This is a genomic window from Gilliamella sp. Choc5-1, from assembly GCF_001690595.1.
GTDB lineage: Bacteria > Pseudomonadota > Gammaproteobacteria > Enterobacterales > Orbaceae > Gilliamella > Gilliamella apicola_M.
Genome location: NZ_LZHH01000116.1, coordinates 1 through 21971 on the forward strand (window position 1 = coordinate 1; position 21971 = coordinate 21971).

Sequence of the window (21971 nt, forward strand, 5' to 3'; positions counted from 1 at the left end):
TGATGTAGGTGATAAAAAACAAATTGTTGTTGCGGATTTAACCTATATTCAAGTTAAGCAACGTTGGAACTATTTATGTGTTTTAGTGAACTTATCCGATAGGCAGATTGTCGGTTACCATGTTGGCCAACATAAAACAGCAGAGCTTGTTATGTCGGCATTAAGCCAAATTAAACTGCCATTATCGAAATTAGATTTATTTCATTCAGACCGCGGTAAAGAGTTTGATAATCGGTTATTAGCGGATTGTTTTAAGACATTTAATATCACGCATTCATTAAGCAAGAAAGGATGTCCTTATGATAATGCGGTAGCGGAAGCGACATTTAAAACAATTAAAACGGAATTTGTAAAAAGGCCAACGTTTTAACTCAACGGCTGAGTTACAACGCGCTTTTTCGGCTTATGCTTATTGGTATAATCATAAACGATTACATTCTTCGTTAGGCTACTTGCCTCCCGTTGAATTTAAAAAACACTTACCCCTTAATTTTTTTGTTTGAAAATGTGTTGCCATTCCAAATTGAGTGATATACAAAACCATATTGAGCAATGGCTTGAGTTTTACAATCGAGAAAGAGCACACTCTGGAGAATATTGTTACGGGAAGACACCATGGCATGGAATGATGCAAAGGGGTTGGTTAAAGGAAAGCAATTGGAGAGTTTATTTTGCTCATCGGACACGCATTTTGTTAAAATAAAGGCTGATGAGTAACATGTGTCTGTCGGATTAAGTTTGAGCTACTATATATGTTGGAGTTCGGAAACAATGTCACATTTACGGCACAAAGCACAATTGACACGTTAAATAAGATTGCAAGAAATTCTTAAAAACTATTTAAAATCATAGTTTTAAGTGGTGGGTTGTGAGGGGATCGAACCCGCGACCAATTGATTAAGAGTCAACTGCTCTACCGACTGAGCTAACAACCCACTGAAAGATTACTGCGTTATTCTATATAAATCTAATCAATAATGCAAATTGTTGTTCTCATTTTATTTGTTAATAATCTTAACATAAACCTAAAAACATTAGATTTAACATCACTATATTTATAAAACCTCTCATTTGAGAGGTTTTTAATTTAATAAACTTAAAGGCTTTTTATTGCGGTATACTGCTCTTGCAGTTTGGCTTTATCGTCAATATAACCTTGTTGTTTTTCCTTTTCTTTAGCGACCACAGCGGCTGGTGCTTTATCAACAAAGCTTACGTTAGATAGTTTGTTTTCAATACGGGAAATTTCGCCATTAATTCGCTCAATTTCTTTTTCTAAACGCGCAAGTTCGTTTTCTTTATTAATTAATCCAGCCATTGGAATAAGCAATTCAGCACCATCCACCAGTTTAGTGACAGATAATGGCCCTGCTTCACCTTCATCAAGTAAAACAATTTCGGATAATCTTGCTAGTGATTCAATAAAGTTGATATTATCACTAATAATTCTATGTACCGTTGGTGAGGCCTTTCTAATTAGTAATTGTAATGGCTTACTTGGTGCAATATTCATTTCTGCACGAATATTTCGCACTGCAATTACCACATCTTTTATCCAATTAATATCTGCTACCGCTTCGTCATTTACATGTTTTTTATCAAAAGCAGGCATTGGCTGTAACATAATAGTGTCAGCAGTTATGTGCATTAATCCTTTTACATTTTGCCAAATTTCTTCCGTAATAAATGGAATAATTGGATGAGCTAAGCGTAATAGAGCCTCTAATACTGTCACTAATGTATGACGAGCTGCACGTTGCTGTGATTGTTCGCCATTGGCTAAAATCGATTTGGTTAGTTCTAAATACCAGTCACAAAATTGGTTCCAAGTAAATTCATATAAAATATTTGCAGCTAAATCAAATCGGTAGGTATCAAATGCTTCACGATAAGATTTAACAGTTTGGTTAAATTCTGCTAAAACCCATTTATCAGCAAGAGAATAATCTAAATCTCCGCCATTAAATCCGCAATCGTGTCCTTCTGTATTCATTAACACATAACGGCTAGCATTCCAAAGTTTGTTACAGAAGTTTCGATAACCTTCTAATCGTTTTAGATCCCAATTGATATCTCGCCCTGTCGAGGCTAATGCAGCCAATGTAAAGCGCAACGCATCAGTACCATGAGCCTCAATGCCATTAGGAAATTGCTTTTGAGTTCGTTTAGCAATTTTTTCAGCTAATTGAGGTTGCATCATATTACCCGTGCGTTTTTCTAATAATGCAGGCAGTGAGATGCCATCAATCATATCTAAAGGATCAATTACATTTCCTTTAGATTTTGACATTTTTTGCCCTTCTTCATCACGAATTAAGCCTGTAACATACACGGTTTTAAAAGGAACTTGTGGTTTACCTTGCTCATCTTTAATAAAGTGCATGGTCATCATGATCATTCTGGCAACCCAGAAGAAAATGATATCAAAACCAGTTACAAGCACATTCGTTGGGTGGAATGTGGCTAAATCATCAGTATTATTTGGCCAACCTAACGTTGAAAACGTCCAAAGCGCTGATGAGAACCAAGTATCAAGCACGTCGTCGTCTTGTTTCAGTTCAATATCATCAGCAAGGTTATTTTCACGACGAACCTCGGCTTCATCTCGGCCAACATAAACATTACCTTGCTTATCATACCAAGCAGGAATACGGTGTCCCCACCATAATTGACGCGAAATACACCAATCTTGGATATCATTCATCCAAGAAAAATACATGTTTTCATACTGTTTTGGTACAAATTGGATATCGCCATTTTTTACAGCATCGATCGCAGGCTCGGCAAGTACTTTTGCACGCACATACCATTGATCAGTTAGCATAGGTTCAATAACAACGCCACCACGATCACCATAAGGAACAGTTAAATCATGAGGTTCAATTTTTTCTAAAATACCTAGTGATTCACATTCTGCCACAACCGCTTTACGGGCAGCAAAACGCTCTAGATTGTGGAATTGAGCAGGAATAGTAGGTTCATATGCATCGCTTGGTTCACCATTAGTATCAAACACTTCAGCTTGCTGACGAATATCACCATCAAAGGTTAAGATATTGATCATGGATAATTGGTGACGTCGCCCTACTTCATAGTCATTAAAATCATGAGCTGGCGTAATTTTTACGCACCCTGTCCCTTTTGTCATATCAGCATGTTCATCACCAACAATAGGAATACGACGATTAACAAACGGTAATATCACATATTGGCCAATCAAATCTTTATAGCGAGGATCTTCAGGATTAACCGCAACTCCTGTATCACCAAATAAGGTTTCTGGGCGAGTGGTTGCAACAACTAAATAATCTTTACCATCGGCTGTTTTCACACCATCTGCTAATGGATAACGCAAATGCCACATTGAGCCTTTAACTTCTCGGTTTTCGACCTCAAGATCTGAAATCGCTGTGCGTAATTTAGGATCCCAATTAACTAAGCGTTTGCCGCGATAGATAAGGTTTTCTTGATATAGTCGAACAAAGACTTCTTTTACGGCGTTTGATAAACCGTCGTCCATAGTGAATCGTTCACGATCCCAATCGACCGAATCGCCTAAACGACGCATCTGTTTTGTAATGCTACCGCCTGATTCAGCTTTCCATTGCCAAATTTTGTCAATAAAAGCATCACGACCATAATCATGGCGAGTTTTGTTTTCTTCAGCAGCAATTTTACGCTCTACTACCATTTGCGTTGCAATACCAGCATGATCGGTTCCTGATTGCCAAAGGGTATTATGCCCTTGCATACGGTGATAACGAATTAAGGCATCCATAATTGTTTGTTGGAAAGCATGCCCCATATGTAAACTACCCGTTACATTTGGCGGTGGAATAGCAATACAATAACTTGGCTGTGATTTGTCACCATTAGGCTTAAAGTATCCGCTCTCTTCCCAATGTTGATAAATGGGTTGTTCAATTTCATGTGGATTATAAGTTGTGTTTTTCATAATTAAAGCATCAATCCTGATCTAGGGCATAATAGAAAATAGCGTTTATTCTACAGTAAAATAGAAAAACAATAAATTAGCAGAACGATAATCTAAGTGGATTTAATTTATCTTTGACGATCTTATGTAAATATTGATAGTGATGAGTTCAAAATTCACCGTTTTAAAGTTAAAACGGTGAATTAAAAAAGCCAAATTATATGGCTAAAACAATAATTATTTTAATAGTCTCAGTAGTAAAAAATAACTTTTATCTACCACTATGTTGATAAATAAAGTTATCAATCAATCGAGTTTTACCTATATACACGGCTAATGCACATAAGCTGTCTTGCTCAAGAGAGTCTACTGCTTTTAAGATAGTTAAATCAACAAACTCAATATAGTCAATTTTAGCTAGCGATTGTTTTGCTATTACGTTATGCATAGCTTGGGTTATTGTAGCCACTGATTTTTCGCCTTGCTTAATTTGGTCTTTAGCACATTCAATAGCCTGATATAAACAAACCGCAGCTGCACGTTCAACGTCTGATAAATAGCTATTACGAGAGCTTTTGGCTAAACCGTCCGCTTCACGCACAATTGGGCAACCTATAATATCAATATTAAAGTTTAAATCATCAACCATACGTTTAATCACCGCAAGTTGTTGAGCATCTTTTTGACCAAAATAAGCACGATCAGGTTGTGTGATATTAAATAATTTAGTTACTACCGTGCACACACCTTTGAAATGACCGGGTCTTCTTTTGCCACAAAGCGCATCGGTTAAATCATTAACATCAACATAGCTATTGAAGTTAGCATCATACATTTCATTCGCTGATGGGCAAAAAATAAGATCGACTCCCATCTGCTCGCAGGCGATTTTATCTCGCTCAAGATCTCGAGGATAGCTAGCAAGATCCTCTGAAGGGCCGAACTGTATCGGATTAACAAAAATAGTAACAATAACTTTTTGATTATCTTTTTTAGCAGCTGCCATTAAACTTTGGTGGCCTTCATGCAAATAACCCATTGTTGGCACAAGTCCAACACTGCAACCAGCTTGACGCCAAGCTTTAACTTGCTGACGCACTTGTTCAATAGTTGTTACAACCTTCATTTTAGTTACCTTTTATGCCCTATTGAAAACTCAGATTTAAGTTTTACCATTATTTCGTTATCAATTGCAAACTCATGCTCTGAAGCAGGAAATTGCTGTTCCTTCACTTCTTCACAATACTCAGAAAATGCTTTTTTCATTTGATCACCAATTGGTGCAAAAGATTTAACAAATTTTGATGAAACACCATCATACATAGACAACATATCTTGATAAACAAGCACCTGCCCATCACAACCAGCCCCTGCACCAATACCAATAGTTGGAATACTAACTAATTCAGAAATATATTTAGCTAAATCAGCAGGAACACATTCAAGTAATATTGCAACCGCCCCCGCTTGCTCAACAGCTAATGCATCAAGAATAATATTTTTAGCATGCTGATATTCTTTACCTTGAACTTTATAACCACCTAAAGCAAGCACTGATTGAGGCATTAATCCAATGTGCGCAATAACAGGAATAGATGCTTGTGTGATCATTTTAATATGCTCACAAAACGCTTGCCCCCCTTCAAGTTTAATGGCTTGCGCTTGTCCTTCTTTAACTAAACGTCCAGCATTAAAAACAGCATCATATACCGAAGTGTGATAAGACATAAAAGGTAAATCTGTGACTACAAAAGCCGTTTTAGCTGCTCTTGCAACGGCTTTAGAATGGTGAATCATATCTTCCATAGTTACCGATACAGTACTATCATAGCCTAGCATCACCATGCCTAAAGAATCACCAACTAACAAACAATCTACACCACTTTCGTCCATCAATTTGGCAGTTGTGTAATCATATGCTGTTAACATAGTAATTTTTTGTTTATTTTTTTTACGTTGTTGTAGTGTAAGGATAGTGTTTTTCAAGGTAACAGCTCCAATTCTAATTGTCGATAGTCCTTATTTGGATGTTTTTTACGACTAAGATTAACTAAAATTGAGGATAATTGCTTATACAACGGTTTAATATCCGTTGGTATGACAGCTAAATGCTCTTTTATTGTTTCAACATCAGCACGCTCAATCGGACCAGTTAAAGCGGCAATTGTCCCCTCTTTGCAAAGGTTTTTTGCATTATCTAAAAATAATCTATGCCAAGCTTGCTGACTAAATTCAGTATCAAGCGCACATTTTGTAAACAAGTCACTTCCTATTTGAGCTAATGCGATAACCTGATTGCTAAGCATTACACAAGCCGCATGATAAAGAGGCTTTTTATCAGCCGATAGTATTGCTATAGGGTTTTTCAATGGTTTTAAAAATCGTTGTAATTGGGAAATAGCTTGTTTATTTGCCTCAAGCGTAAAAAACACTTTTGACATAGCATGATAACAATCAAATCGATCATATATTGCATATAAAGGATGCAAAGAAAATGCTAAAGGATGAACTACTTGGCGAGATATAAATACGTTTGATGTTAATAATCCGCTACAATGACCAATCCATTTATTACTAATAGGTAACTGGCAAAGTGATTGCCAAACAAGGGCTATTTGATGATCTGGCACTGTCAAAAACAGGCAATTACAATCTCTCACTAGCTCGTTTAACGTTGAATATGCCTTACTCTGAGTAAATTTACTTGCAACTTGAGCTTGCTCGTAAGATCGACTATAAAACCCAACGACCTGCATACCACACAAAGAAAAATACTTAGCTAAAGTGCACCCTACTTTACCAGCACCAATAAAACCAATCATCATAATGATTATACATTTTTTATAAATGCCTAATTATAACTAAAAAAACAAAAACCAACCACTAATCAAGTCAAATTAATGGTTGGATTTTTTAATTAATTTTTATTAGGGCGTGTTGATCTTTCATGATTATTTTTTATACTGCATGATGTGAGTTATAATAATTCTGCCAAAAACAACCATAACTCGATTCATCATGCCAAGAACAATGCTAACAGATAAACGGTGGGAAAAGCTACTACAAATAATGAAAAATACCGGCCGAGTTTATAATAAATCCGCGCATCGGATGACGTTTGAAGGGATCCTTTTCCGAATGAGAACCGGTATTCCTTGGCGAGATTTGCCAGAAGAGTTTGGTGAATGGAGCACTGTCTATAGACGATTTAATTTGTGGTCTAAAAAAGGCATATTAGTTGATATTTTCAAACATTTATCACAACTAGCGGATTTTGAATGGGTGTTCCTAGATGGCTCGATTATCAGGGCTCATCAACATAGTACAGGCGCTGCAACGGAGCATTGTGAGCAAATAGGTCAGAGCTGTGGTGGTAATTCAACTAAAATTCATCTTGCGGTTGATAGTGGTGGTTTGCCTATTTGTTTTGAGCTTTCTGAAGGACAACGACATGATATCACTTATGCAGAAAACCTAGTTGAAAAGATCGATGAAGTCAATACAGTGATAGCCGATAAAGATTATGACAGCGAGACTTTTCGGTGCTTTGTTCGTCAAAAAGGCGGACGAACGGTGATTGCTAAACGTAATTATGGTAAGGATATAGATAAAAGCAGTATGGATAGGTGCCTTTATCGCTATCGTCATTTAGTCGAGAATGCCTTTGCTAGAATCAAGCAATACCGTTCAATATCAACTAGATACGATAAGTTAGAAAGGAATTATGCCAGTATGGTATCACTGGCATTTATGTTAATGTGGCTGCCAATGTATTGTTGAGTAATTTATGTACAGCAAAGATCAACAGCCCCTAGTTGATTATAATTTTCAAAATAATCAAAACTTTCTAAGAATGGTTATTATATGTAATTTGTACAAAAATGTTACAAAATTTTTACCATAAATTCATTTATCTCATCTAAAAACAAATTACCATATTTTTCTAACTTAATTTTACCTACGCCCGTAATGTTAATTAACTGCTTTTTACTTTCTGGTTTAGTTTGAACCATTTCTAGTAATGTCGCATCACTAAAAATAACATATGGTGGCACATCTTCAACATCAGCAATATCTTTACGTAATCGCCTAAGATTATTAAATAAAATTCGCTCTTCGTAAGATAAAATCGTTGTTAAATTAATGGATCTTGCATATCGATTTATGCGGCTTTTTTTCACAAGTTCTAAACGAGGTTTAGCCAATGATAATGAAATTTCGCCCCTAAGTATTAAGCGAGCTTTTTGTGTTAGTTGAAGCGTTGTATAGGTTGATATATTTTGACTTAAATAACCTAAATATACTAACTGCCTAATAACACTAAGCCAATAGCTTGATGAGTGTTGCTTACCGATACCATAAACCGACAATTTATTATGCCCCATTTCTTTAATGTGAATACGCCCAGACCCCCTTAAAACATCAACTATATATTGCGCTCCATAACACTGTTTAACACGATAAACACAAGATAAAACCTTCTGCGCATCAATTAGACCATCATAAAGTTCGGGGGGATACAAACAAATATCGCAGTTATTACAAGGTTCAGTTCGTTCTTCACCAAAATAATTAAGCAAAACAATCCGCCGACAAGTAAGGCTTTTCCCAAATGCCTCCATTGCATTAATTTTTTGTAACTCTATATTTTTATGTTTACCATCTTTTTTTTCGATAGTTTTTTTCTGATACCAATCAAGATCTTTACTATTAAACAGTAGTATTGCCTCGGCTGGCATACCATCACGTCCTGCTCGGCCTGTTTCTTGATAATAAGCTTCAATCGTTCGTGGACAATCCGCATGTACAACAAAGCGCACATTAGGTTTGTTAATTCCCATACCAAATGCAACGGTTGCAACAATAATTTGCACATCATCTTTTAAAAAAGCATCTTGTGCTTGTTGGCGTTCTTCGTTAGACAAACCTGCATGATAAGCCATAACAGAAAAACCACGAGCAGCAAGCTTAGTAGTTATATCTTCGACCCGAGAACGACTTGAACAATAAATAATACCTGAGTTGCCTTTTTGTGTTTCAATAAATGAAACAACTTGCTCAATCTGATTAAATTTCTCAGCAACAGTATAACGAATATTAGGTCGATCAAAACTTCTTACCACCACCAACGGATCAACCAAATCAAGTTGAGTTATAATATCAGTTTGCGTTAACTTATCGGCAGTAGCTGTCAATGCAACAATCGGCACATTAGGTAAACGAGTAGAAAGTTGGCCTAATTGCCGATAATCTGGCCTAAAATCATGCCCCCATTGAGAGATACAATGCGCCTCATCAATAGCAATTAATGAAGGTGGTTGCTCATGAATTAATGTAGAAAAAGCATATACCCCCAATCGTTCAGGCGAAACATATAGTAATTTTATTGATTTATTTAAATATTTTTCGATGACTTCTTGTTGTTCTGTCGCTGATTGAGTAGCATTAAGATATGCAGCATCAATACCATTAGCTAATAATTGATCGACCTGATCTTTCATCAAAGAAATTAAAGGTGAAATAACAATGGCAGTGCCAGGCAATAAAACTGCAGGGATTTGATAACATAAAGATTTACCGCCCCCTGTTGGAATAATCACTAAAGTGTCACGCCCATCGATAATAGATTCAATAATTTCCCTTTGCTGGTTTCTAAATGACTTGTAACCAAAAACATTTTGCAAAACATCTTCTATTTGATCTTTTATCGACATACAAACCTAAATATGAGCAACCAACGGAATGTGCGAGTATAGCTAAATTAATTTAAACAAACCACTATGAATTAATCTAAATTTATAATTCATTCCGATAATAAAAAAATTCTTCGAAAAAATTATGTTCATAATACAACCAACTTTGTTCGACAGATTAAAAAAACAGCTTTTTTTTATTTTTTTACTTGATACAAAGCGATTTGCCCGTTAATATTTACGTGTTTCAAATATACGCCCGTAGCTCAGTTGGTTAGAGCATCACCTTGACATGGTGGGGGTCAGTGGTTCGAGTCCACCCGGGCGTACCATTCTAAAGCCTTATCTTACAAGCCTTTAAAGTGATTACCTTAAGTTCAGATGTGGGGTAAAATCGGGGTAAAACTAGGGTAAAATTAACACTTTAATTATCATGATAACAATTAAATACCACATACAAATTTACACACCTGAAGATTACGAAATAGAGCTGTCGAGTATTATTAATTAAAGATAGAGAACGATGTAAAAAACACCAAGTTGTTTACACTTCATGATTAAAATAATCCGCTAAAAATCATAAGGCGTTTTTCCTGAAATCGCTTTATGCGGTTTAACGGTATGATAAAAATTAATAAAGCGTTTCGGCTTTTATTGGTTTATGGCAGGTGATTTTTGCTTGATATACCGGTTATTATACAGTTTATCTAAATAAATCAAGTAAGTAGAATTTTTGTTAAAAAGTTTCAGGAGTGTACTACGTTTATGTATAAAACCATTAAAAATCAAATATATAAAAAATATGAGTATTCTCTAGTTTGCTGTTTTGTTTGATTTTTAAGTAACAGCAAACTTTAGGTATCAGCCTGTCGTATTTCGCTTGGATAAGTTTTATTATCACCTTTAGCTTGCCGTCTTAATTTATTTTCAATGGGTTTTTCGATTTTAAACAAACGTTTAATACCCTAGCTGATGGTTTTATAACGTTCGCTCTTACTGGTTAAAGGCACAAACAGCTTTCATCTAGTTTTTTTAGCATATTATAAATATTCTAGTGAATAACCATAAAGTGTTTGGTCAAATTGGTGACAGTATTTTTATGATATAAGCGCCCTATCGCTTGCTTGTGATAAGGCGTTAGTTTTGATTTTTTATGTATGTTCATTACTGTCGTTTCTTAAATTACTGTAAACAACGCTAGTAAATCCTACACTTTAAAATTATAATTAAATAACATATTTTTATAAATCAAGTAGAGTTACCTTATTATCCATAACTTATTAATTAATATTTATATAATCATACCAACACATTTGTAGTTAACTTAATATATCATGATTTCTATTAACCAGATCTATATATATCCTGTCAAATCGACGCAAGGTATATCATTAACAAAAGCCAACGCCGTTGACGGTGGCTTTGAGAATGATCGCATTTTGATGATTACTGAACCTGATGGTACGTTCATTACTGCAAGGCAATATCCTGAACTTTTAAAAATTGAAACAACTATTATAAAAAATAATATCCATATCAAGCTTCCATCAGGAGAAAGTATTGCAATAAACCTAAGCGATTTTTCGGATAATGCTGAGCCAACCAAAATCTTTGGAAATCACTTTACTTCATATATAGCACCAATTAAGGTTAATCAATTCATAAGCCAGTTTTTACAAAAAGATGTGCAATTACGTTGGCTTGGCTATCAATTATCACGACGCACAAAACGCTATCAAGAAGTGCCCGTCAGTTTTGCTGATGGCTATCCTTATTTATTATTAAACAAAGCTTCATTTGATTATTTACAACATCAATGCCCAGAAAAACTCGATATTAGACAGTTTCGTGCAAATATTATTATTCAAGGCGCACTGCCTTTTGCTGAAGATGGTTGGAAAACAATTAAAATTGGTGAGGTAATCTTTGATATTGTTAAATCTTGTACTCGTTGTATGTTAACCACGATTAATGTTAATACAGGAAAACCATTAAGCAATAATGAACCGCTTAAAACATTAGGATATTTTAGAACTGATGAACAAGGACAAATTGATTTTGGCGTAAATATGATTGCCCGAAACCATGGAAAAATTTCAGTTGATGATAAAATAGAAGTATTGGCACGGCAACCGGCCAAAAACTACATTAAAGCTTTCCCACCTGAAGCAAAAAGTAAAGAACAGTGCTATTCAATTATTTTCGAAGATAAAACCATTAAAGGTAATAATAAACAAACCATTTTAGAACAATTGGAACAAAATAAAATAACATTACCTTATTCTTGCCGTACTGGTATATGTGGTCGTTGCTTAGTTGTGTTGAAAAAAGGCAAAGTCAATCCACTAACGCAATCAGCAATAAAAAGAAATAATCAAATTTTAGCCTGCAGTTGTGTGCCAAAAAGCGATATCGTAATAACGTTAAAAAAGTAATATAACAACTAAAAAGATGTTTGATTTAGTGGTTTTAATTTTATGAAATGGCTTCTAATTCCTGATATTCTAGATGTTGTACTGCATTGCGCTCAATAGGTTTTAATCTGTCATTCATGATTTTAATAGCTTCAGAAAAACTGAACGTCTTGTTCATTGCTACAAAAGTAGGTTGTGCAATAATACAAAGAGATGCATTTTCCCCCACTTCAACGACCATCAAACAAACCTTTTGTCCATCTTCTTGTAAAATTACCTCAACAATATCAGCTATTTTGGGCTTGTATAACATTGGTTGTTGTGAAAAATACCAACTTTTAGGCATTTGAGGCTTTAAAAAATTAGCTGCAACAATAGCGTTAATAGCTAGTTCAATCTTTTGTGAATCTGTCAAATTAAGTAACTGACAACTATTATAAAATTGATAATAAGACGTTGCGTCACTAACAGAAAATGGAAACTCACCAAAAACATCAGGAACTAACATTTTACTTGGATAACAAGAACGAAATAACATTTCAGATGAAACTTCAAGCATTAAACTATCGTATTCGCTATCAAAATACCATCGCCAACAATCAGTTGGTCGAAAAGTCATTTTCATTAGTATGTTACCCTTATCATTTGATTTAAAATTGGTCAAAAAGATAACATAAATTACATAAAAAATAAATAAAAAGTGAAAATAAAAATAATTTAATTATATAATTTTTAAAAATTTAATTATAAATTGAAATGATCAAAAAAATATAAATTGGATCTAAATTTGATCCAGATAGATCCTTTTAGATCTAATTGTTTTATACTGAAACATATACTTACCTGAAAGTTTTTTACAATAAATTCAATTTTTAGATACAAAAAAAGGTACTTTTCAGCACCTTTTTTATAATTATAAATAGCTATTTAGCTTGCAACATTGATGCGTTTCATATCAGTCATATAACTACGTAATTTACGACCGATTGTTTCAATTGGATGATTACGGATTTCTTCATTCACATCGCGTAATTGTGCATTATCAACACTACCTTCAGGGATTGCTTTACCTAGATCGCCAGCTTGTAACATTGGCATGAATTTTTCTTTTAATAGTGGTACAGCGGCATTAGCAAATAGATAGTTGCCATACTCAGCTGTGTCAGAAATAACAACATTCATTTCATACAAACGTTTACGCGCAATAGTATTAGCAATAAGTGGTAACTCATGTAATGATTCATAATAAGCTGATTCAGCTAAAATACCAGATTCAAGCATAGTTTCGAAGGCAAGTTCAACACCGGCTTTAACCATTGCAACCATAACAACACCTTGATCAAAATAAGCTTGTTCATCAATTTTACCTTGATAGTCAGCAGCTTTTTCAAAAGCGGTTTCACCCGTTTCTTTACGCCATTTAAGAAGGTTTACATCATCATTTGCCCAGTCTTTCATCATAGTTGATGAAAACTCGCCTGATATAATGTCGTCCATATGTTTACGGTAAAGATCCGTCATGATCACTTTTAATTCTTTTGCTAAAGCATTTGCTCTCAATTTAGCTGGATTTGATAAGCGATCCATCATCAAAGTAATTCCGCCTTGTTTTAGCGCTTCAGTGATCGTTTCCCAACCAAATTGGAGTAATTTACATGCATAAGCAGGATCAACACCATCTGCCACTAGCTTATCAAAACAAAGTAATGATCCTGTTTGTAACATACCACAAAGGATTGTTTGTTCGCCCATTAAATCTGACTTAACTTCGGCAACAAATGACGATTGTAAAACACCTGCACGATGTCCGCCTGTTGCCGCAGCCCATGCTTTAGCGATTGCTAGCCCTTCACCTTTTGGATCGTTTTCTGGATGAACTGCAATTAGTGTGGGCACACCAAAACCTCGTTTATATTCTTCACGAACTTCAGTACCAGGGCATTTAGGTGCTACCATCACTACTGTAATATCAGAGCGAATCTTTTCTCCTACTTCAACAATATTAAATCCGTGAGAATAACCAAGCGCAGAGCCTTTTTTCATCAAGGGTTGTATAGCTTGAACAACGGCAGAATGTTGTTTGTCGGGAGTCAAGTTGATAACAAGATCTGCTGTTGGAATTAATTCTTCATAACTTCCTACTTTAAAACCATTTTCAGTTGCTTTCTTCCATGATGCACGTTTTTCAGCAATAGCTTCTTTACGTAATGCATAAGATATATCTAAACCTGAATCTCGCATATTAAGACCTTGGTTAAGACCTTGTGCTCCACAACCAACAATTACAATTTTTTTACCTTTCAAAAAATTAGCTTCTGATGCAAATTCATCACGAGCCATAAAACGACATTGACCTAATTGTTCTAATTTTTCACGCAAATTCAATGTATTAAAATAGTTTGACATTTTTCTCTCCAAGAGTTTAAGTATTCACAATCAACAATAAAACACTATATAATACTTTTAATATTGCTAAAATTGATATATTTAAAATATAATATTGCATAAATTGCAATAAACTTGCTAAGTTCAATGCTTTCTTTTAATCTAAATCACCCTCAATTCTGAATAAATCAATATGGATGCTCGATATAAACAAGCAAATAAAGAGGCTAAACTTTCGCTATTGCTAACTTTTATTTATCTTCTTGGATGGATCGTTTGTGCATACTGTATTAACGACAAAATAGGATTTTTAGGTCTTCCATTGTGGTTTGAACTATCTTGCATTATGGTGCCTATCGGTTTTATATTGCTTTGTTGGGTAGTTGTAAAATTTCAATTTAAAAATTTCTCATTAGAACAAACTAAGTGATTTAACATGCATTTAGATATTATTATACCGCTTGTCATCTATCTTATTTTTGTGTTTGCATTATCAATTTATGCTTATGTAAAACGTAAAAAAGTAAATCAATTCACTGATTATTTTATCGGCAATAGAACCATGGGAGGATTTTTACTCGCCATGACACTAGCCGCAACTTATATTAGTGCTAGCTCATTTATTGGTGGTCCCGGTGCTGCTTATAAATTTGGTCTTGGTTGGGTGCTATTATCGATGATCCAAGTCCCAACTGTATTACTCTCGCTTGGTATTCTAGGCAAAAAATTTGCCATTTTGGCTCGTAAATATAATGCTATAACGTTAAGTGATATGCTTTATGCTCACTATAAAAGTAAAGCCATAGTTTGGTTTGCAAGCATCTCATTAGTTGTGGCTTTTATTGGTGCTATGACGGTACAGTTTGTTGGTGGTGCACGATTATTGGAATCATCAGTTGGTATTTCTTACGATATCGGATTATTAATTTTTGGTGTTGGTACCGTTATATATACTGCTTTTGGAGGATTTAGAGCAAGTATACTTAATGATGCTTTTCAAGGTTTAGTAATGATAATTGGCGCTATATTGCTATTAACAGCAATTATTTATGCTGGTGGTGGTATAACAGCGATTATTCACCGTTTGAATGAAATCGATCCTGCATTACTAACACCACAAGGTCCTAACAATTTTATGGACTTTCCGTTTATGGCATCATTTTGGGTTTTAGTCTGTTTTGCTGTGGTTGGTTTACCTCATACAGCGGTTCGCTGTATGGCGTACAAAGACAGTAAAGCTGTACATAAAGGAATTATAATTGGTACGATTGTTGTCACAATCATTATGCTAACTATGCACTTATCTGGCGCTCTTGGACGAGCTATTATTAGTGATTTAACTGTTCCCGATCAAATTGTTCCAACTTTAATAATTAACATTATGCCACCATTAGTGGCCGGTATCTTTTTGGCTGCTCCACTTGCTGCAATTATGTCAACAATCAACGCCCAATTGCTACAAATTTCATCAGTTATTATTAAAGATCTATTTTTAAGTATGAATCATGCAAAAAGCTATAGCGATAAAACATTAACTCGCACATCTGTTATCATAACTTTTAGTTTTGGTGGATTACTCATCCTAGCGGCTTGGAACCCACCAGATATGATTATTTGGTTAAATTTACTTGCATTTGGTGGGCTTGAAGCCGTATTTTTATGGCCATTGGTACTTGGACTTTATTGGAAAAAAGCAAATTCGACTGGTGCTTTATGTTCTATGTTTGCCGGGGCAATAAGCTATATTCTTTTATCTGTTTACAATATAAAGCTTTATGCTTTTAACCCGATTATCCCATCCTTAATTATTGGATTGGTAGTGTTTATGATTGCCAATATGTTTGGTAACACAGGAAAAAATTATGCCTTGGATTCAACTCAAAATTAATACAACCAACGATCTTGCTGAACAAATTAGCGAACAATTAGAGGAGTCTGGTGCTGTATCAGTCACTTTTCAAGATACCTTTGACACACCTGTTTTTGAACCATTACCTGGCGAAACTAAACTTTGGGGTAATACCGATGTGATTGGGCTTTATGATGCTCAAACAGATATCGATGAATTAAGAGCAATGCTAAATCTTGAACAATATTCTTATAAAATTGAACAATTAGAAGATAAAGACTGGGAACGTGAATGGATGGACAACTTTCATCCTATGAAATTTGGTGAGCGACTTTGGATTTGTCCTAGTTGGCGTGACGTGCCCGATGCTAATGCTGTTAACGTTATATTAGATCCTGGATTAGCATTCGGTACAGGTACTCACCCAACCACGGCATTATGCTTAACTTGGCTTGATAGTTTAGATCTTAAAGATAAATTAGTTATCGATTATGGTTGTGGATCTGGAATTTTGGCAATTGCAGCGCTAAAATTAGGCGCAAAGCGTGTAATCGGCATTGATATCGATCCTCAAGCCATTCAAGCTAGCCGTGATAATGCACAACGTAATGATGTCAGCGAAAAGCTAGATCTTTATTTATCAAAAGAGATCCCTGAAAATTTACTAGCAGATATAGTTGTTGCCAATATTTTAGCTGGACCGTTAAAAGAACTTGAACCACATATAAATAAATTAGTAAAACCTGAAGGTAAACTAGGTCTATCTGGTATTTTAACTACCCAATCATCAAGTGTTTGTATGGCTTACCAACCCAATTTTAAATTAGATCCAGTGGTTGAACTTGATGAGTGGTGTCGTATTACTGGTAAAAAAAAATAAAAAAAATTAACGCTACCCCCTTTTAAGTTTGAAAAAAAATGCGTAATATAGCCGCCTTTAATTTACTTAGCATTGGTGAACTAAAATTAAAGAATAATTTAATTGCTGCACCAATGGCAGGAATAAGTGATAAACCATTTCGTAATCTATGTCATCGATTTGGTGCTGGTATGACTGTTTCAGAAATGTTTTTAGCAAATTCTGATGTTTGGCATACCGATAAATCAGCTCTGCGAATGATAGCTAGTGATGATGTTGGTATTCGTGCAGTACAAATTGTCGGTTCTGATCCCGACGAAATGGCAAAAGCTGCTGAATTTAATGTCAAACACGGTGCTCAGTTGATTGACATTAATATGGGATGCCCGGCTAAAAAGGTCAATAAAAAATTGGCTGGTTCTGCTTTAATGCAGTATCCGGAACTTATTAAAAAAATTTTGCAGAAAGTTGTCGGTGCAGTTGATGTTCCGGTAACATTAAAAACGCGGACTGGATGGAATAAAGAAAATAGAAATTGCATAGAAATCGCACAAATTGCACAGGATTGTGGTATAAAGGCAATTACTATTCACGGAAGAACACGTGCTTGCTTATTCAACGGTGTCGCTGAATATGACTCTATTAGAGCAGTTAAAGAAAATGTTACAATTCCTGTAATTGCTAATGGAGATATTTGTACACCTGAACAGGCAAAAGATGTTTTTCAATATACGCAGGCTGATGCTATAATGATCGGGCGAGCGGCACAAGGGCGACCTTGGATATTTGAAGAAATTGCATTCTATTTAACACATGGACAGTTACAGAAAAACAAAAGTATTGATGAAGTAGAACAAGTTGTACTATCACATCTTGATGATCTTTATCAATTCTATGGAGAATACAAAGGATTAAGGATTGCCAGAAAGCATGTAAATTGGTACACCAAGAATTATGCTGACAGCGATCAATTCAGGCGCTTATTTAGTGTACTTAGCAATACAAGTGAGCAAGTAAACACTCTAAAAGCATTTTTTAGTCAAATTAGAAACAACCTTAAGAGTTAAGAATACTATGTCAGAACAACGCGTTACAGCTGCAGCACTTAAATTTACAACTGTAAATTCTCAAGACCAAATAACACAAAAGCCATTGCGTGATTCAGTGAAGCAAGCTTTAAAAAACTATTTATCACAATTAAATGGTGAAGATCCGACAGATCTTTATGAATTAGTGTTAGCTGAAGTTGAACATCCATTCCTTGATATGGTTATGCAATATACACGTGGCAATCAAACTCGAGCAGCAAATATGCTTGGTATCAACCGCGGTACACTTCGCAAAAAATTAAAACAATATGGAATGAGCTAATCGTTTATTACTTAATATTTTATAATATAAAAAGGCACCTTGATATAAGGTGCTTTTTTTCTATTTTAGATCTCAATTACAAAAGTTATTCAATGCTCTACTTTTATAATACTTACTAAGCAGACATACGTTTAATTAAAGTTGGTGTTAAAGTTAATGTATGAAGTGAATCAGTAGGATTATGGAATCGATTTAATAATGTCTCAACAGCCAATTGTCCTAGTTCTTCTTTTGGTTGATGGATAGTAGTTAAAGGTGGTGTCATATATTGTGCAATTTCAATATCATCATAACCAATAATTGCAATATCTTTTCCTGCTTCAAGACCATTTTTATAAAGGGCTTGATAAGCACCAATAGCCATAGCATCATTAGAACAAAATACAGCCTGTGGAGGAATAGATAGTTTTAATAAATTTTGCATAGCAATAATACCTGAAGCAAATTGAAAATCACCTTGGACTTCATATTCCTTTAAAATTTCTAAACTAGCATTTTGCATAGCCTTGCGGTATCCTTGCAGGCGAGTTTGCGCTTGGGTATTATTTAAAGGACCTGTGATGCAAGCTATTTGTTTGTAGTTTTTCTCAGTCAAATATTGTGTAGCAATCATTGCGCCATAAAACGAATTATCTTTAATAATATCACACATACCATCAAATGGTGCCCAATCCATCATTACTATAGGAAGCTTAGGATATCGAGCAAATATCTGTTTTGGAATAGAATAAGTTTCAGTGCACATAACCAACAAACCATCAACACGCTTTTGCAGTAAATGTTCAATATTATCAAGCATGCGCTGATGATCACCTTCGGTACTACATAAAATCAAATTATAACCAAGTTCATAACAACTACGCTCAACACCTTGCACAACTTCTGAGAAAAAAGGATTATTGCTTGCTGTAACCAACATCCCAATGGTATAAGTTTTATTGCTTTTCAAACTGCGAGCAATAGCTGAAGGAGCATAATTTAACTGTTTGATAACGAGCTCAACTTTTTCACATATAGCAGGACTAACATAACGATCTTTATTGATAACATGGGAAACAGTTGAAATTGATACATTCGCAGATTTTGCGACATCTTTTATTGTAACCAATTTTTTATTGCTCTTCTATAAATCTTGTAAATTAATAAAATCTTCGACTTCATTGCGTGTTGGCACTGATGTCTGTGCTCCCGCTCTAGTCACCGATAGTGCCGCAGCGGCATGAGCAGACCTAACAGCTTGATTGAGTGATTTCCCTTCTAACAGAACTGTTACTAACATTCCATTAAATGTATCACCAGCTCCAATAGTATCAACTGCTTTAACATGAAATCCAGAAACAATTTCACCATCACCACAATGACTAACCCAAGCCCCTTTACTACCAAGGGTAATAATAACGGTTTTAATACCTTTATTATGTAGAAATAATGATGCTTTTTGTGCATCTTGTTCTGTGGCAATTTTTATCCCTGTTAGATACTCTGCTTCTGTCTCGTTTGGTGTAATAATATCAATGTGTTTAAGTAAATCATCTGATAATTTTTGTGCAGGTGCTGGATTTAAAATTACTTGGGTATCATTTTGTTTAGCTAATTTTGCAACATGCTCTACAGTCTGTAATGGTATTTCTAGTTGCATTAAAATTGCATTCGCTTTTATTATATCATCTTCAAATTGCACCAAATATTCAGGTGTGACTGCTGAGTTTGCTCCTGAATGGATAGCAATTTGATTTTCTCCTTGTTTATTTACTAAAATCAATGCAACACCTGTATTTTTACTTTCAATTACAGCAACAGAATGAGTATCTATATGATCATTTTCTAATTGTTGCTTAAATTTTTTACCAAAATCATCATCCCCCACCGCTGCAATAAACTGAACATTAGCACCTAAACGTCCAGCGGCAACAGCTTGATTAGCTCCTTTACCTCCATATGAAATTTTATAGTTTGAACCTTTTAATGTTTCTCCTGGTTTAGGAAATTCATTTACATTTAAGATATGATCAATATTTACGCTACCTATCACGATCAATTTACTTGAATTCATATAACTACTCCATATTCACATAGTAATAGGACGCTAGAATGCGTCCTAAAAAAGTTTATTTAGTAATAAGTTTTAATTCCACAGGAATTTTTGCATCAACTTTTTCACCTTTTATAACTTTATCTGCAATTTCAATACCTATTGATCCTATTTTTTCTGGTTGTTGAGCTACAGTTGCAGCCATCTTACCACGTTCAACAGATTTAATGCCATCACCAGTACCATCAAAGCCAACCACTAAAATATCATTTCTTCCGGCTGTTTGAATTGCACGCATAGCTCCTAATGCCATTTCATCATTTTCTGCAAATACTGCTTGCACTAAAGGATAAGCAGTCAATAAATTTTGCATAACATTCATACCTTTAGCTCTATCAAAATCAGCTGGTTGTGCAGTTAAAATAGTAAATTGGTTATCTTTCATTGAATTGGTAAAACCTTCACCACGTTCGCGAGAAGCTGAAGTACCAACAATACCTTGTAATTGAATCACCTTTGCACTAGCGCCTAATTTTTGAAAAATAAAATCACCGGCCATTCTACCGCCGGAAACATTATCCGAGGCGATATGGCTAATAACATCTCCTTTAACTGATGCACGATCAAGTGTTATAACAGGAATGCCAGCTTTATTTGCAGCAAGTACTGCATTACCAACAGCCTCAGAATCAGTAGGATTGATAAGAATTACTTTAGTCCCTTTAACAATTGTATCTTCAACATTTGCAAGTTCTTTTGCGGGATTATTTTGTGAGTCTAATATCACTAATTCATAATCAAGCTCCTTAGCTTTATTTACTGCACCTTCTTTTAAATTAACGAAAAAAGGATTATTAAGGGTTGAAACAACTAAAGCTATATTTTCTTTCGCTGAAGCTTGAAAGGCCAAAGAAAAATTTAATGTAATTGCAACAATGGCTGTAAAAATTTTTCCGAATTTCATAACTTTCTCCTAAGGTAAAACATCGTGTTTAAAGCAACTATTTATTAGTTTTTTTATCGACTAAAACTGCTAATAAGATAACAACGCCTTTTACTATCATTTGGTAATAGGCATCCACTCCCAACATATTTAATCCATTATTTAAAAAGCCTAAGATTAAAGCACCTACTAGTGTTCCGATAATCTTTCCTCTCCCTCCCGACATACTAGTGCCACCAAGTACAACAGCAGCTATTGCATCCATTTCATAACCTGTACCGGCTGTTGGTTGAGCTGAAGATAACCGTGCTACTTCAATAGTACTTGCAAGAGCACAAAGCAAGCCACTAATGGCATAAACTATAATTTTTACCTTATCAACATTAATACCTGAAAGACGAGTTGCCGCTTCATTCCCACCAAGTGCATAGATATAACGACCCAAGCGAGTATATTTTAATAAGTACCATGCAAAAATAAAATATAGTAGC

Annotated in this window: 18 protein-coding genes, 2 tRNA genes and 2 pseudogenes; 10 read left to right on the forward strand and 12 right to left on the reverse strand. The window is 34.9% G+C overall.

Annotation, left to right across the window (positions count from 1 at the left end; genetic code table 11):
• Together A9G35_RS10395 and A9G35_RS14195 are read left to right on the forward strand one after the other, a co-directional pair.
• Nucleotides 1-370, forward strand: a 370-nt coding sequence (locus tag A9G35_RS10395) for a DDE-type integrase/transposase/recombinase (RefSeq protein ID WP_141673860.1), incomplete at its 5' end; no start/stop codon positions are given.
• Nucleotides 371-407: 37 nt separating this feature from the next.
• Nucleotides 408-503: pseudogene (locus tag A9G35_RS14195) on the forward strand (IS3 family transposase); the annotation flags it as partial.
• A gap of 356 nt (nt 504-859) precedes the next feature.
• Here A9G35_RS14195 and A9G35_RS10400 read toward each other — a convergent pair.
• From A9G35_RS10400 to A9G35_RS10420, 5 genes are all read right to left on the reverse strand, one after another.
• Nucleotides 860-935 (reverse strand) — tRNA-Lys (locus A9G35_RS10400).
• A 161-nt stretch (nt 936-1096) separates the two neighbouring features.
• The gene (locus A9G35_RS10405; protein ID WP_065636805.1) at nt 1097-3955 is read right to left on the reverse strand and encodes a valine--tRNA ligase; all 2859 of its coding nucleotides are present in this window, start codon (nt 3953-3955) and stop codon (nt 1097-1099) included.
• A gap of 250 nt (nt 3956-4205) precedes the next feature.
• Complete coding sequence (panC, locus tag A9G35_RS10410; protein WP_065636806.1) at nt 4206-5060, reverse strand: pantoate--beta-alanine ligase; 855 nt, start codon at nt 5058-5060, stop codon at nt 4206-4208.
• A 5-nt stretch (nt 5061-5065) separates the two neighbouring features.
• Complete coding sequence (gene panB, locus A9G35_RS10415; RefSeq protein ID WP_065636807.1) at nt 5066-5920, reverse strand: 3-methyl-2-oxobutanoate hydroxymethyltransferase; 855 nt, start codon at nt 5918-5920, stop codon at nt 5066-5068.
• Nucleotides 5917-6759, reverse strand: a complete 843-nt coding sequence (locus A9G35_RS10420) for a Rossmann-like and DUF2520 domain-containing protein (RefSeq protein ID WP_065636808.1) — start codon at nt 6757-6759, stop codon at nt 5917-5919. Before A9G35_RS10420 ends, panB begins: the two co-directional genes overlap by 4 nt.
• 193 nt (nt 6760-6952) lie before the next feature.
• On the opposite strand from A9G35_RS10420, the gene A9G35_RS10425 reads away from it, so the two are divergent.
• A complete protein-coding gene (locus A9G35_RS10425; RefSeq protein ID WP_065636809.1) occupies nt 6953-7714 on the forward strand; it encodes an IS5 family transposase in 762 nt (253 codons plus the stop codon).
• Between the two features lie 104 nt (nt 7715-7818).
• On the opposite strand, the gene recQ is transcribed toward A9G35_RS10425, so the two are convergent.
• Nucleotides 7819-9648 (reverse strand): DNA helicase RecQ, encoded by a 1830-nt coding sequence (gene recQ / locus A9G35_RS10430; RefSeq protein WP_065636810.1) that lies wholly within the window; start codon nt 9646-9648, stop codon nt 7819-7821.
• Between the two features lie 234 nt (nt 9649-9882).
• On the opposite strand from recQ, the gene A9G35_RS10435 reads away from it, so the two are divergent.
• Both A9G35_RS10435 and A9G35_RS10440 read left to right on the forward strand, forming a co-directional pair.
• Nucleotides 9883-9959: transfer RNA gene (locus tag A9G35_RS10435), tRNA-Val, on the forward strand.
• Nucleotides 9960-10961: 1002 nt separating this feature from the next.
• Nucleotides 10962-12062, forward strand: a complete 1101-nt coding sequence (locus A9G35_RS10440; RefSeq protein WP_065636811.1) for a YcbX family protein — start codon at nt 10962-10964, stop codon at nt 12060-12062.
• A 40-nt stretch (nt 12063-12102) separates the two neighbouring features.
• Here the strand turns inward: A9G35_RS10440 and A9G35_RS10445 are convergent, their stop codons facing one another.
• Together A9G35_RS10445 and ilvC are read right to left on the reverse strand one after the other, a co-directional pair.
• Nucleotides 12103-12666, reverse strand: coding sequence for a cell division protein ZapC (locus A9G35_RS10445; RefSeq protein ID WP_081300201.1), 564 nt, complete (start codon nt 12664-12666; stop codon nt 12103-12105).
• A 302-nt stretch (nt 12667-12968) separates the two neighbouring features.
• Nucleotides 12969-14447: a ketol-acid reductoisomerase gene (gene ilvC / locus A9G35_RS10450; RefSeq protein ID WP_065636812.1), complete on the reverse strand. Its 1479-nt coding sequence runs from the start codon at nt 14445-14447 to the stop codon at nt 12969-12971.
• A gap of 172 nt (nt 14448-14619) precedes the next feature.
• Here ilvC and A9G35_RS14200 point away from each other — a divergent pair, with 172 nt between their 5' ends.
• From A9G35_RS14200 to fis, 5 genes are read left to right on the forward strand one after another with little or no spacing between them, the layout of a single operon-like run.
• A complete protein-coding gene (locus tag A9G35_RS14200; RefSeq protein WP_034911058.1) occupies nt 14620-14856 on the forward strand; it encodes a YhdT family protein in 237 nt (78 codons plus the stop codon).
• 6 nt (nt 14857-14862) lie between these two features.
• Nucleotides 14863-16314: a sodium/pantothenate symporter gene (gene panF, locus A9G35_RS10460; RefSeq protein WP_065636813.1), complete on the forward strand. Its 1452-nt coding sequence runs from the start codon at nt 14863-14865 to the stop codon at nt 16312-16314.
• Complete coding sequence (prmA, locus tag A9G35_RS10465; protein ID WP_065636814.1) at nt 16289-17155, forward strand: 50S ribosomal protein L11 methyltransferase; 867 nt, start codon at nt 16289-16291, stop codon at nt 17153-17155. Before panF ends, prmA begins: the two co-directional genes overlap by 26 nt.
• 38 nt (nt 17156-17193) lie before the next feature.
• Nucleotides 17194-18201: a tRNA dihydrouridine synthase DusB gene (gene dusB / locus A9G35_RS10470; protein ID WP_065636815.1), complete on the forward strand. Its 1008-nt coding sequence runs from the start codon at nt 17194-17196 to the stop codon at nt 18199-18201.
• A 7-nt stretch (nt 18202-18208) separates the two neighbouring features.
• Nucleotides 18209-18505 (forward strand): DNA-binding transcriptional regulator Fis, encoded by a 297-nt coding sequence (gene fis, locus A9G35_RS10475; RefSeq protein WP_034883623.1) that lies wholly within the window; start codon nt 18209-18211, stop codon nt 18503-18505.
• 115 nt (nt 18506-18620) lie between these two features.
• On the opposite strand, the gene rbsR is transcribed toward fis, so the two are convergent.
• The 4 genes and pseudogenes from rbsR to A9G35_RS10495 form a co-directional block, all read right to left on the reverse strand.
• Nucleotides 18621-19604 carry a ribose operon transcriptional repressor RbsR gene (gene rbsR / locus A9G35_RS10480; RefSeq protein ID WP_065560342.1) on the reverse strand — a complete coding sequence of 328 codons (984 nt, stop codon included), beginning with the start codon at nt 19602-19604 and terminating at the stop codon, nt 18621-18623.
• 24 nt (nt 19605-19628) lie between these two features.
• Entirely contained in the window at nt 19629-20558 is a 930-nt protein-coding gene (rbsK, locus tag A9G35_RS10485; protein WP_065560318.1) for a ribokinase, read from the reverse strand.
• A 55-nt stretch (nt 20559-20613) separates the two neighbouring features.
• A complete protein-coding gene (rbsB, locus tag A9G35_RS10490) occupies nt 20614-21501 on the reverse strand; it encodes a ribose ABC transporter substrate-binding protein RbsB (RefSeq protein ID WP_065636816.1) in 888 nt (295 codons plus the stop codon).
• A 37-nt stretch (nt 21502-21538) separates the two neighbouring features.
• Nucleotides 21539-21967: pseudogene (locus tag A9G35_RS10495) on the reverse strand (ABC transporter permease subunit); the annotation flags it as partial.
• Nucleotides 21968-21971: the final 4 nt, after the last annotated feature.